Genomic DNA, 12,961 nt, shown 5'->3' on the forward strand with positions numbered 1-12,961 from the left:
TTGTCGGCGCGGCCGGTTCAGTGGCCTGCGGCGGCGCGGAGGCGGTCGGCGCGGTCGGTGCGCTCCCAGGTGAAGTCGGGCAGCTCACGGCCGAAGTGCCCGTACGCCGCGGTGCGGGCGTAGATCGGGCGCAGCAGGTCGAGGTCACGGATGACGGCGGCCGGACGCAGGTCGAACACCTCGTGGATGGCCCGCTCGACGGCAGCGGGCGGTACGTGTTCCGTGCCGAAGGTCTCGACGAACAGGCCGACCGGCTCGGCCTTGCCGATCGCGTACGCGACCTGGACCTCGCAGCGTTCGGCGAGGTCCGCCGCGACGACGTTCTTGGCGACCCAGCGCATCGCGTAGGCGGCCGAACGGTCCACCTTGGAGGGGTCCTTGCCGGAGAAGGCGCCGCCGCCGTGGCGGGCCATGCCGCCGTACGTGTCGATGATGATCTTGCGGCCGGTCAGGCCGGCGTCGCCCATCGGGCCGCCGATCTCGAACTTGCCGGTGGGGTTGACCAGCAGCCGGTGTCCTTCGGTCTTCAGCTTGATGCCGTCCTCGGCCAGCTGGGCGAGGACGGGTTCCACGACCTGCCGGCGGATGTCCGGGGTCAGCATGTGGTCGAGGTCGATGCCGGCCGCGTGCTGGGAGGAGACCACGACCGTGTCCAGGCGTACCGGGAGGTCGTCGCGGTACTCGATGGTGACCTGTGTCTTGCCGTCGGGGCGGAGGTAGGGCATCAGCCCGTCCTTGCGGACCTCGGCCAGCCGGCGCGACAGCCGGTGCGCGAGTTCGATGGGCAGGGGCATCAGGGTGGGGGTCTCGCGGGTGGCGTACCCGAACATCAGCCCCTGGTCCCCGGCGCCCTGCGCGGCGAGGTCGTCGTCGGTGCCGCCGAGCCGCTTCTCGTACGCGGTGTCCACGCCCTGGGCGATGTCCGGCGACTGGGCGCCGATGGACACGGACACCCCGCAGGAGGCGCCGTCGAAGCCCTTGGCCGACGAGTCGTAGCCGATGCCCAGGACGGTCTCGCGGACGATGCCGGGGATGTCCGCGTAGGCGGAGGTGGTCACCTCCCCGGCGACGTGGACCTGACCCGTGGTGATCAGGGTCTCCACCGCCACCCGGGAGGCCGGGTCCTGGCTCAGGAGGGCGTCCAGGACGGCGTCGCTGATCTGGTCGGCGATCTTGTCGGGGTGGCCCTCGGTGACGGACTCCGAGGTGAACAGCCGGGTTGCCATGTCTCTCCTAGGCGTGAGCAGTCGTGGTCCAACGTGCCGCCCGTGCCCCGGTGTCCGGCGTCGTGCGCCGGGCCGGCGGGGTGAGTGACCGGCGGGCCGCGCTGCCCGGCGCTTGCTCGGCGGCCCGGTCGTCGCGCGGCACCCGGATCACCCGCGCGGTGCCGGTGCCGAGCCGGAGCCGCGCCGGGCGGCGGGGCGTGTGTCGAAGAGCGGGGCGAGTGGTTCACCGTCGGGGGAAGGGCCCCGCGGTGGACGGCCGGCCGTGCAGCGCGGAGACCGCCGGGCCGGCGTGCGCGAAGCAGCGGAGCCGTGGCGGCTCTTCCTCCGACATGTGCGTCCTTCCCCTGGCGGGTCTGCGGCGGCACCAGGGTGGTTCTCGCCCGTCGAGGGCGGGTGGAGGACCGCTCGCGCAGTACGCGGCGCCCCACGGGCCGTGGAGCGGCGGTCCGTCGGGGTGACCTTCGGCCGGCCCTTTCCTTTCCCGACCGGTTGCTTAGGCGGACTTGAGCCGATCCCGAGCGGACCTGCCCATGCTGTCCGGCGAGGCTGGACAAGGTGGCGATTCGGTGCGTGCGATTGTCCGGGGCCGGGGTTCCGCCACGGCCGCCGGGCGACGAGTACGCGCGACTCCCGTGTCCGGGCCGGCTCACCGGGCCGAAAGCGAACGCGGGCCGCGATCGCCGGGCCCCGCGGGGAGCAACCGGACCGAAGGGTGGAGGGAACATGGGCGGGCTGGCAGGACTGGCGGTGCTCGGATCGGCCGCGTCCCGGGCCACGGACCACGAGGCGGCGGCGGTGGACTCGATGCTCGACGCGCTGAACCGCCAGGGCCCCGGCGGGCGTGCTGTGGTGCGGGACGGCTCGGCGGTGATGGGGTGCGCGTGGCCGGCGTCGGCCGCGCTCGAGGACGGTGCCCACGCGTTCGTGTCGGCGGACGGAAAGATCGTGCTGATGGCGAGCGGCAAGGTGCACAACCACCGGGAGCTCGCCGCCGCACTGCCCGGGGTACGGCTGCGGACGCAGTCGGACCGCGAAATCCTGCTGCACCTCTACGAGGCCGAGGGCCTCGCCTTCCTCGACGCCGTGCGCGGGACGTTCGCGCTGGCGGTCCTCGACCGGCGGCGGGACGAGATCCTCTTCGCGCGGGACCGCTCCGGCACCGAGGCGGTCCATCACGCGGTGGTGGACGGGCGGCTGGTGTTCGCCTCGGAACCGGAGGCCCTCGCCCACTGCGGCCAGGTGGGCATGGGGGCCGGCCGTGCCACGCCCGCCGCGACGATCGAGCGGGTCGACCTGCGCGAGGGCACGACGTCGTTCCGGCGCTACCGGGAACCGTCCGGCCTCAGCGGTGCGGACGGGTGTCCGGACCGGGACGACGTCGCCGAGCGGCCCGAGCGCTCCCCGCGGTCCCCGTACGGCAGTGACCTTGTCCACCGAGCCCAGAAGGTCGCCTCCATGACCGAGAACAGCCCAGCGAAGCCGTACAGCCCTCCTACCGTCCTGGACCCGCACCGGGCCCGGTACGCAGCGCGCACCGCGGGCATGACGGCCTCCGAGATCCGGGCGTTGTTCTCGGTCGCGAGCAGACCGGAGGTGGTCTCGCTGGCCGGCGGCATGCCGAACCTGGCCGCACTGCCCCTGCGGACGCTCGCGGAGCAGACCGCGCGGATCATCGCGGAGGACGGCCTGACGGCGCTCCAGTACGCGTCGGCGCACGGCTCGCCGCTGCTGCGGGAGCAGATCTGCGACGTGATGGCGCTGGAGGGCATCACGGCGCATCCGGACGACGTCGTGGTGACGGTCGGCTCGCAGATGGGTCTCGACCTGGTGACCCGGCTGTTCTGCGACCCGGGTGACGTGGTGGTGGCCGAAGGCCCGTCGTACGTCGGCGCGCTGGGCTCGTTCACCGCGTACCAGGCGCGGGTCGTGCACGTGGCGATGGACGGGCACGGCCTGGTGCCGGAGGCGCTGCGGGCCGCGCTGCGGCAGGCCGCGGACGCCGGGCAGCGCGTGAAACTGCTCTACACGATCCCGAACTTCCACAACCCGGCCGGCGTGACGCTGGCGGTCGAACGGCGGGCGGAGATCCTGGAGATCTGCCGCACGTACGACGTGCTGGTGGTCGAGGACAACCCGTACGGCCTGCTCGGCTTCGACGGGCAGACCTATCCTGCGCTGCGCTCGCTGGACCCGGACAACGTGGTGTACCTGGGCTCGTTCTCGAAGACGTTCGCCTCCGGGCTGCGGGTCGGCTGGGTGCTGGCGCCGACCGCGGTGCGGGAGAAGCTGGTCCTGGCCACGGAGTCGGCGACGCTGTGCCCGCCCACCCTGAACCAGACGATCGTGTCGCGCTACCTGGCCACGCACGACTGGCAGGGCCAGATCGAGGTGTTCCGGGAGAACTACCGCGAGCGCCGCGACGCGATGCTGTCCGCGCTGGAGCGGTACCTGCCGCCGGGCTGTACATGGACGACGCCGGACGGCGGGTTCTACGTGTGGGTGACGGTGCCGGAGGGCGTCGACACCAAGGCGATGCTGCCGCGCGCGGTGGCCGCACAGGTGGCGTACGCCTCGGGCACCGGGTTCCACACGGACGGGTCCGGCAGCCGCCAGATGCGGCTGTCCTACTGCTACCCGGCACCGGACCGGATCCGCGAGGGGGTGCGCCGGCTGGCCGGGGTGCTGGAGGCCGAGTTGGAGGCCGGGAGGGAGGCCGGGCGCGCCCTCTCCGGCGTGGGCGCGCACCGCGCAGAAGGACGGTACGTGCCCGCGCCGGAAGTGGCCTGACCGTTGCCGGGCGGTCCTGGGTCAGTACGCGTCCGTCGGCACGTACGTGCCCCAGACCTCGCGCAGGGCGTTGCAGACCTCGCCGACGGTGGCGCGTGCCCGCAGCGCGTCCTTCATCGGGTAGAGGACGTTGTCCTCGCCCTCGGCGGCCTTCTTCAGGGTGGCGAGCGCCGTGTCGACGGCCACCTGGTCCCGCTCGGCGCGCAGTCTGGCCAGCCGCTCGGCCTGCTGGGCCTCGATGGCGGGGTCGACGCGGAGGGGCTCGTAGGGCTCCTCCGCGTCGAGCTGGAAGCGGTTGACGCCGACCACGACACGCTCGCCGGAGTCGGTCTCCTGCGAGATGCGGTAGGCGTTGCGCTCGATCTCGGACTTCTGGAAGCCGTGCTCGATGGCGCGGACGGCCCCTCCGAGCTGCTCCGTCTTGTCCATGAGCGCGACGATCTCCGTCTCCAGGTCGTCGGTCATCTTCTCGACGACGTAGGAACCGGCGAAGGGGTCGACCGTCGCCGTCACGTCCGTCTCGTAGGCGAGCACCTGCTGCGTCCGCAGCGCGAGGCGGGCGGACTTGTCGGTGGGCAGCGCGATGGCCTCGTCGAAGGAGTTGGTGTGCAGCGACTGCGTGCCGCCGAGGACCGCGCCCAGGCCCTGGATCGCGACACGGACGAGGTTCACCTCGGGCTGCTGGGCCGTCAGCTGCACGCCCGCCGTCTGGGTGTGGAAACGCAGCATCAGCGACTTGGGGTTCTTCGCGCCGAACTCCTCACGCATCACCCGCGCCCAGATCCGGCGGGCCGCACGGAACTTCGCGACCTCCTCCAGGATCGTGGTGCGGGCCACGAAGAAGAAGGACAGGCGGGGCGCGAAGTCGTCGACGTCCATGCCGGCGGCGACCGCCGTGCGCACGTACTCGATGCCGTCCGCAAGGGTGAAGGCGATCTCCTGCGCCGGCGAGGCTCCCGCCTCGGCCATGTGGTAGCCGGAGATCGAGATGGTGTTCCATTTCGGGATCTCGGCCTTGCAGTACTTGAAGATGTCCGCGATCAGACGCAGCGACGGCTTCGGCGGGAAGATGTACGTCCCCCGCGCGATGTACTCCTTCAGCACGTCGTTCTGGATCGTGCCGGTGAGCTTGTCGGCACTGACCCCCTGCTCCTCGGCGACCAGTTGGTACAGCAGGAGCAGCAGGGCGGCGGGGGCGTTGATCGTCATCGACGTCGACACCTTGTCCAGCGGAATCCCCCCGAACAGCACCCGCATGTCGTCGACCGAGTCGATCGCCACCCCCACCTTGCCGACCTCACCGCTCGCGATCGGCGCGTCGGAGTCATGGCCCATCTGGGTCGGCAGGTCGAAGGCGACCGACAACCCCATCGTGCCGTTCGCGATCAGCTGCTTGTACCGGGCGTTCGACTCCGTCGCCGTACCGAAACCCGCGTATTGGCGCATCGTCCACGGACGGCCCGTGTACATCGACGGATACACACCCCGCGTGAAGGGGTACGTCCCCGGCTCGCCCAGCTGCTCCGCCGGGTCCCAGCCCGCCAGGGCGTCGGGCCCGTAGACCGGTTCGATGGGCAGCCCGGACTCGCCTGTTCTGGTGTTGTCCTTCATCGTCTTCCGTTTCCACAGGGCCGGCGTCAGCCGACGACGGTCCAGGTGTCGCCGCCGGCGAGGAGCGCGTCGAGGTCGCCCTTGCCGTTCTGCTCGATGGCGGTGTCGAGCTGGTCGGCCATGAGGGTGTCGTAGGCGGGCCGGTCCACGGAGCGCAGGACGCCGATGGGGGTGTGGTGCAGGGTGTCGGGGTCGGCGAGGCGGGACAGGGCGAAGGCGGTGGTGGGGGACGCGGCGTGCGCGTCGTGGACCAGGATGTCCGCCTCGTTCTCCGCGGTGACGGTGACGACCTCGAGGTCTCCCGTCTGCCGGTCGCGGACGACGCCCTTGGTGTCGTCGGCGCCGAAACGGATCGGCCGGCCGTGTTCGAGGCGGATCACCGCCTCCTGGGCCTGCTGCTTGTCCTTGAGGGCGTCGAAGGCGCCGTCGTTGAAGATGTTGCAGTTCTGGTAGATCTCGACCAGGGCGGTGCCGGGGTGGGCGGCGGCCTGGCGCAGCACCTCGGTGAGGTGCTTGCGGTCGGAGTCGACGGTCCGGGCGACGAAGGAGGCCTCCGCGCCGATGGCCAGCGAGACGGGGTTGAAGGGCGCGTCGAGGGAGCCCATCGGGGTCGACTTGGTGATCTTGCCGACCTCGGAGGTCGGGGAGTACTGGCCCTTGGTCAGGCCGTAGATCCGGTTGTTGAACAGCAGGATCTTGAGGTTGACGTTGCGCCGCAGGGCGTGGATGAGGTGGTTTCCGCCGATGGAGAGGGCGTCGCCGTCGCCGGTGACGACCCACACGGACAGGTCGCGGCGGGAGGTGGCCAGGCCGGTGGCGATGGCGGGGGCGCGGCCGTGGATGGAGTGCATCCCGTAGGTGTTCATGTAGTACGGGAAACGGGAGGAGCACCCGATGCCGGAGACGAAGACGATGTTCTCCCGGGCCAGACCGAGTTCGGGCATGAAGCCCTGCACGGCGGCCAGGACGGCGTAGTCACCGCAGCCGGGGCACCAGCGCACTTCCTGATCGGACTTGAAGTCCTTCGCCGTGAGTACGAGATCAGTGGCCATCAATGGCCTCCTTGAGGGCGGTGGCGAGCTGTTCCGCCTTGAACGGCATGCCGTTGACCTGGGTGTAGGAGTGGGTGTCAATGAGGTACTTCGCGCGGATGAGGGTGGCGAGCTGGCCGAGGTTCATCTCCGGGATGACGACGCGCTCGTACCGGGTGAGTACCTCGCCGAGGTTGGGCGGGAAGGGGTTGAGGTGGCGCAGGTGGGCCTGGGCGACAGACTCCCCGGCCGCGCGCAGCCGCCGCACGGCAGCGGTGATCGGCCCGTAGGTGGACCCCCAGCCGAGCACCAGGGTCCGTGCCCTGTCCGGGTCGTCGACCTCCAGGTCCGGGACGGTGATGCCGTCGATCTTGGCCTGGCGGGTGCGGACCATGAAGTCGTGGTTGGCCGGGTCGTAGGAAATGTTCCCCGTCCCGTCCTGCTTCTCGATCCCGCCGATCCGGTGCTCCAGCCCCGGCGTGCCCGGCACCGCCCAGGGGCGGGCGAGGGTGTGCGGGTCACGCTTGTAGGGCCAGAACACCTCGGAGCCGTCGTCCAGGGTGTGGTTCGGGTGCTGCGCGAAGCTCACCGCGAGATCAGGGAGTTCATCGGTCTCGGGGACGCGCCAGGGTTCGGACCCGTTGGCGAGGTAGCCGTCGGAGAGCAGGAACACCGGGGTGCGGTAGACCAGCGCGATCCGGGCCGCCTCCAGCGCCGCGTCGAAGCAGTCCGCCGAAGTGCGGGGAGCGACGACCGGCACCGGCGCCTCACCGTTGCGCCCGTACATCGCCTGCAGCAGATCCGCCTGTTCGGTCTTGGTCGGCAGCCCCGTGGAGGGCCCGCCGCGCTGGATGTCGACGACCAGCAGCGGCAGCTCCAGACTCACGGCCAGCCCGATCGTCTCGCTCTTGAGCGCCACGCCGGGCCCGGAGGTGGTGGTCACCGCCAGGGAGCCGCCGAACGCCGCGCCCAGCGCGGCCCCGATGCCGGCGATCTCGTCCTCCGCCTGGAACGTACGCACACCGAAGTTCTTGTGCTTCGACAGTTCGTGCAGGATGTCCGAGGCCGGCGTGATCGGATACGAGCCCAGGAAGAGGGGCAGGTCGGCCTGCCGCGACGCCGCAACCAGCCCCAGGGACAGGGCCAGATTCCCCGAAATGTTGCGGTACGTGCCCGGCGGGAACGCCCTCGCCGCCGGAGCCACCTCATAGGAGACCGCGAAGTCCTCGGTCGTCTCCCCGAAGTTCCAGCCCGCCCGGAACGCCGCGATGTTCGCCGCCGCGATGTCCGGCTTCCCCGCGAACTTCGTCTTCAGGAAGTTCTCGGTGCCCTCGGTGGGCCGGTGGTACATCCAGCTCAGCAGCCCGAGCGCGAACATGTTCTTGCTCCGCTCGGCCTCCTTCCGCGTGAGGTCGAACTCCTTCAGCGCCTCCACCGTCAGCGTCGTCAACGGCACCGGATGCACGTGGAACCCGTCCAGCGAACCGTCCTCCAAGGGCGAGACGGCGTAGCCGACCTTCTGCATCGCCCGCTTGGTGAACTCGTCCGTGTTCACGATGATCTCCGCACCCCGCGGCAGATCACCCACGTTCGCCTTCAGCGCCGCCGGATTCATCGCCACCAGCACGTCCGGCGCATCGCCGGGAGTCAGGATGTCGTGGTCGGCGAAGTGCAGCTGGAACGACGAGACTCCCGGCAGCGTCCCGGCGGGCGCCCGGATCTCCGCCGGGAAGTTCGGCAGCGTCGACAGATCGTTGCCGAAGGACGCCGTCTCCGAAGTGAAACGGTCGCCCGTGAGCTGCATCCCGTCACCCGAATCGCCCGCGAACCGGATCACCACCCGGTTCAGCCGGCGGACTTCTTTGTCAACCGCCCCCGGGGCTACGGGGGCAGTGGTTTCGACGGACATGAGTGTGTCGGCTCCTGTCGTTGCCGGTCCGCGCGTGGGACCGGGGCGTCACTGGGGCTGGTTGCCGTGCTTGCGGGAGGGCTGCGCCAGGTGCTTGGTGCGCAGCACGGCGAGCGCGTCGATCAGTCTGACCCGGGTCTCGGCGGGATCGATGACGTCGTCCACCAGGCCGCGTTCGGCGGCGTAGTACGGGTGCATGAGCTGGTCCCGGTACTCCTTGATGTACTGCTCGCGGGCGGCCTCGGGGTCGGCGGCGGCGGCGATCTCGCGCCGGAAGACGACGCCCGCGGCGCCCTCCGCGCCCATCACCGCGATCTCGTTGCCGGGCCAGGCCAGCGACAGGTCCGAGCCGATGGAGCGGGAGTCCATGACGATGTAGGCGCCCCCGTAGGCCTTGCGCAGGATGAGCTGGACGCGGGGGACGGTGGCGTTGCAGTACGCGTAGAGGAGTTTCGCGCCGTGCCGGATGATGCCGCCGTGCTCCTGGTCGACGCCGGGCAGGAACCCCGGCACGTCCACCAGTGTCACGAGCGGGATGTTGAAGGAGTCGCACATCTGAACGAAGCCGGCCGCCTTCTCGCTGCCCTTGATGTCGAGGACCCCGGCGAAGGAGGCTGGCTGGTTGGCGACGATGCCGACGGTGTGGCCGTCCAGTCGGGCCAGGGCGCACACCATGTTGGGCGCCCAGGCCTCGTGCACCTCGAAGTAGTCGCCCGCGTCGACGAACTCCTCGATGACCTTCCGCATGTCGTACGCGTGTTTGGGCTCGGTCGGCACCAGGTCGTACAGGGCCGGGGTGAGCCGGTCGGGCCGGTCGGCGCAGGGCTGCGACGGCGGCAGCTCGCGGTTGTTGGCGGGCAGGTAGGACAGCAGGTGGCGGACGTCGGCGAGGCAGCTCTCCTCGTCGTCGTAGGCGAAGTGGGCGACCCCGGAGCAGGCGGCGTGGACGTCGGCGCCGCCCAGTTCGTCCTGGCTGATCCGTTCTCCGGTGACGGCCTTCACCACCTCCGGCCCCGTGATGAACATCTGCGAGGTGCCGCGCACCATGAACACGAAGTCGGTCAGCGCCGGGGAGTAGGCCGCCCCGCCCGCGCAGGGACCCATCATGACGCTGATCTGCGGGACCACCCCGGAGTTGCGGACGTTGCGCTGGAAGATCCCGCCGTAGCCGGCGAGCGCGGTCACGCCTTCCTGGATGCGCGCCCCGGCGCCGTCGCACAGGCCCACGATGGGGGCCCCGGCGGTGGCGGCCATGTCCATGATCTTGTGGATCTTGTCGGCGTGCGCCTCGCCGAGGGAGCCTCCGAAGATCCTGAAATCGTGGGCGTACGCGAAGACGGTGCGTCCGGACACCCGGCCCCAGCCGGTGACCACACCGTCGGTGTGGGGGCGCCTGTCCTCCAGGCCGAATCCGGTCGCCCGGTGCCGGCGCAGCCCTTCGACCTCGGTGAAGCGGCCGTCGTCGAAGAGGAGTGCGAGCCGTTCGCGGGCGGTGAGCTTGCCCTTGGCGTGCTGCGCCTCGGTGGCCCGCACGCCGGGACCCTCACGCATGGCGACCCGTACGGCCTCGAGCTCGGCGACCGTGCCGAGCCGCTGCCCGGCCGGCTTGTCGTCCAGGGCGGTCATGAGGTCCCCTTCCGGCCGTCGTCATGAACCACCGAGAAGCCTCCGTCATGTCGCTCGAAGCCGGATGGAGCGCGGGATGACGCCGGCCGGGTGGCTCTCCACCGGCCTGCGAGCAGCCGTCGAGGACGGGGCGCGACGCTCGGGTCGTGAGCTCCGGTGTGGACGGGCATGAGCCCTCGCGGGGCATCCGGTCGCCCGTCGGCGCCCCCCACCCCCGTGGGCACCGGCGGGCCTTCCGCGCAGTGCCGGACCGGTCGGCCGGCACAGACGAAGGGACGCACCAACTGTGAACAGCGAGTGGTTCCGGCGCTTCACCACGACCGCGGGGGACGGGCCGCGGCTCGTGTGCTTCCCGCACGCGGGGGGCTCCGCGACGGCCTACACCCAGCTCGCGCGTACACTGCCGGCGGACTTCGACGTGGTGGCGGTGCAGTACCCGGGGCGCCAGGACCGGTACAACGAGGCGCCGTTCACGAGCCTGGACCGGCTCGTCGAGGCGGTGGCCGAGGAGCTGGCCCGCGAGCTGGCCGCGGACCCCGGACGGCCGTACGCCCTGTTCGGCCACAGCATGGGCGCGCTCGTCGCCTTCGAGACGGCCCGGCGGCTCCGCACGGCCGGACTGCCGGCCCCCGAGCGGCTGTTCCTGTCCGGCCGGGGCGCTCCGGACACCGGGAAGAGCGCCCACTACGTCCACTACGACGACGCCGACGTGCTGGCCGAGGTACGCAGGCTGGGCGGCACCGACCAGGCCATGCTCGACAACCCCGACCTCCTGGAGCTGGTGCTGCCGGCGTTGCGGGCCGACTACCGGGCCCTCGCCTCGTACGACTGGCGCGCGGGAGAGCCGCTCACCGCTCCGATCACCGCCCTGATCGGGGACCGCGACCCGATGGTGACGGTGCGGGAGGCTCGGACCTGGCGGGAGCACACCAGTGGTGACTTCGCGCTGAAGGTGTTCCCCGGCGGCCACTTCTACCTCGCCGACCACATCCACCGGATAGCCGTGGTCGTCACCGAAGGGTGGCTCGCCGGTACCGCCGCTTCCTGAGCGCGCGGGCCGGCGGCCGGGCTCGGGTCCTGGCTCGATGTCGTCGGTTGACCCTGACCCAGGGTCAGGGTGGACGCTGACGTCCATGACCACTTCCACCGCTTCGTCCCGGGCCGGCATGCTCCCCGTCGACGACACGGCCCTGTCCGTCACCGACACGCGCGGCCCCGGCCTTCCCGTCGTCTACCTGAACGGCTCCTACTGCGGCCACCGGCCCTGGCGGCCCGTGATCTCCGAACTCGGCTCCGGCTGGCGGCACATCACGTACGACGAGCGGGCTCGCGGCCGGTCCAGGCGGTCGGCGGACTACTCCTTCGAAGCGTGTGTCCGAGACCTCGACGCCGTTCTCGAGGCGACCGGCGTGGACCGTCCGCTGCTCGTCGGGTGGTCCTACGGCGCGGCTCTGGCCGTCCACTGGGCCGACCGGAACCCCGACCGCGTCCTGGGTGTGGTGTCCGTGGACGGCGCCGTTCCGTACGGCATCACCGGCGAGGAGGCCCGTGAGCGGATCCGGCGCCTGTTCCGCCGGATGCGCCTGCTGCTGCCGCTGCTGCGCCCGCTCGGTCTGTCCGCGCGGATGACCGCCGACCAGCATGCCGAGGTCAACATCGAGATCAACGAGATCTGCGCCGCCCTCGGGCCGGTCCTCGACCGCGCGACCTACCCGGTACGGTACGTCCTGGCCACGGACGGCAACCTCGGCGGGGACCGGGAGGAGATGGAGCGGATGCGGGCCTCGCTCGACCCGGTGCTCGCCCGGAACCCGCACCTCCAGGTCAGCGCGAAGGTCGCGAGCAACCACTCCCGCATTCTGCGCAAGGACTTCCGGGCCGTCGCCGAGGCCGTGCGCGAGATCGCGGCCACGCACGACCAAGGGGCCCGCTGAGCAGATGGTGTACGGACTGACGATCGGTCAGGCGGCCGCGTTCGCCGGCGTCACGGTGAAGGCCGTGCGCCACTACCACCGGCTCGGTCTGGTCGACGAACCGGAACGCGACAGCTCCGGTTACCGCCGCTACGGATCGTCCGACATGCTGCGTCTGGTCCAGGTCCGCACGCTCGCAGGCGCGGGAGTGCCGCTGGCCGAGGTCAGGGACCTGCTCGACGCCGGTCCCGAGCGGTTCGCCGCCGCCCTGGAGGACGTGGAGCGGCGGCTCAACGACCGGATCGAGGAACTGATCGCGCGCCGCGCGGCGCTGCGCCGGCTCGCCGCAGGCGACCGGCTCCTGCTGCCCGAGCGCGCCTGTACGGCCTTGGACCGGCTCGCCGAGCTCGGCTTCAGCGCCGACTACGTGGCCCTCCAGCAGGAAGCCCTGATGCTGGCCCGTACCCTGGTACCGGAGATCTTCGACAGCCTCGTGGTCCAGCTCGAACGCCAGCTCGCCCATCCCCGGTACATCGAGCTGATGAAGCTCTGCCAGGACGTCGAGTCGTGGGCTCCGGACGATCCGCGGCTCGACCAGCTCGCGTCCGACCTGTCCGCCGAACTGCTGGCCGACCGCGAACTGCTGACGATGCCGGCCGAGTTCCGGGCCAGGCCCGACGCCGCCACCCGCTACGGGCTGATCAACCACCACCGGGAGGACCAGGCGCCGGCGGCTGCCCGGCTGACCGAGCTGCTCGAGGCGAACCTGCGCGCGGCCGGCGTCGACATCCCGTACCAGTGACGGCCCGCCCGGCCGGACCGGCCGGGGCGACCAGCCTGGACCACCCGGCGCCGGGC

Annotated in this window: 9 protein-coding genes; 4 read left to right on the forward strand and 5 right to left on the reverse strand. The window is 71.3% G+C overall.

All coding sequences use genetic code 11. From position 1 onward, the window contains the following. Nucleotides 1-17: 17 nt before the first annotated feature. Entirely contained in the window at nucleotides 18-1,226 is a 1,209-nt protein-coding gene (gene metK, locus ACWD1U_RS35310) for a methionine adenosyltransferase (protein ID WP_451113452.1), read from the reverse strand. A 723-nt stretch (nucleotides 1,227-1,949) separates the two neighbouring features. Between metK and ACWD1U_RS35315 the strand changes: the two genes are divergently transcribed. Beyond that, on the forward strand, nucleotides 1,950-4,013 hold the full coding sequence (locus tag ACWD1U_RS35315) for an aminotransferase class I/II-fold pyridoxal phosphate-dependent enzyme (protein WP_451113453.1): 2,064 nt from the start codon (nucleotides 1,950-1,952) through the stop codon (nucleotides 4,011-4,013). Nucleotides 4,014-4,034: 21 nt separating this feature from the next. On the opposite strand, the gene ACWD1U_RS35320 is transcribed toward ACWD1U_RS35315, so the two are convergent. The 4 genes from ACWD1U_RS35320 to ACWD1U_RS35335 are packed head-to-tail and all read right to left on the reverse strand — an operon-like array spanning nucleotide 4,035 to nucleotide 10,190. Further along, the gene (locus tag ACWD1U_RS35320; protein ID WP_451113454.1) at nucleotides 4,035-5,624 is read right to left on the reverse strand and encodes an acyl-CoA mutase large subunit family protein; all 1,590 of its coding nucleotides are present in this window, start codon (nucleotides 5,622-5,624) and stop codon (nucleotides 4,035-4,037) included. Nucleotides 5,625-5,650: 26 nt separating this feature from the next. Further along, complete coding sequence (locus ACWD1U_RS35325; protein ID WP_451113455.1) at nucleotides 5,651-6,676, reverse strand: 2-oxoacid:ferredoxin oxidoreductase subunit beta; 1,026 nt, start codon at nucleotides 6,674-6,676, stop codon at nucleotides 5,651-5,653. Next, nucleotides 6,666-8,564: a 2-oxoacid:acceptor oxidoreductase subunit alpha gene (locus tag ACWD1U_RS35330; RefSeq protein WP_451113456.1), complete on the reverse strand. Its 1,899-nt coding sequence runs from the start codon at nucleotides 8,562-8,564 to the stop codon at nucleotides 6,666-6,668. The genes ACWD1U_RS35325 and ACWD1U_RS35330 overlap by 11 nt, the downstream gene beginning before the upstream one ends. 48 nt (nucleotides 8,565-8,612) lie before the next feature. Further along, on the reverse strand, nucleotides 8,613-10,190 hold the full coding sequence (locus ACWD1U_RS35335; RefSeq protein ID WP_451113457.1) for an acyl-CoA carboxylase subunit beta: 1,578 nt from the start codon (nucleotides 10,188-10,190) through the stop codon (nucleotides 8,613-8,615). A gap of 286 nt (nucleotides 10,191-10,476) precedes the next feature. On the opposite strand from ACWD1U_RS35335, the gene ACWD1U_RS35340 reads away from it, so the two are divergent. The 3 genes from ACWD1U_RS35340 (at nucleotide 10,477) to ACWD1U_RS35350 (ending at nucleotide 12,905) form a co-directional block, all read left to right on the forward strand. Then, a complete protein-coding gene (locus ACWD1U_RS35340; RefSeq protein WP_451113458.1) occupies nucleotides 10,477-11,238 on the forward strand; it encodes a thioesterase II family protein in 762 nt (253 codons plus the stop codon). A gap of 85 nt (nucleotides 11,239-11,323) precedes the next feature. Continuing rightward, nucleotides 11,324-12,124 carry an alpha/beta fold hydrolase gene (locus ACWD1U_RS35345; RefSeq protein WP_451113459.1) on the forward strand — a complete coding sequence of 267 codons (801 nt, stop codon included), beginning with the start codon at nucleotides 11,324-11,326 and terminating at the stop codon, nucleotides 12,122-12,124. A gap of 4 nt (nucleotides 12,125-12,128) precedes the next feature. Beyond that, nucleotides 12,129-12,905: a MerR family transcriptional regulator gene (locus tag ACWD1U_RS35350; RefSeq protein ID WP_451113460.1), complete on the forward strand. Its 777-nt coding sequence runs from the start codon at nucleotides 12,129-12,131 to the stop codon at nucleotides 12,903-12,905. The last annotated feature ends 56 nt before the right edge of the window (nucleotides 12,906-12,961 follow it).

It is taken from the genome of Streptomyces sp. NPDC002788 (genome assembly GCF_053592115.1).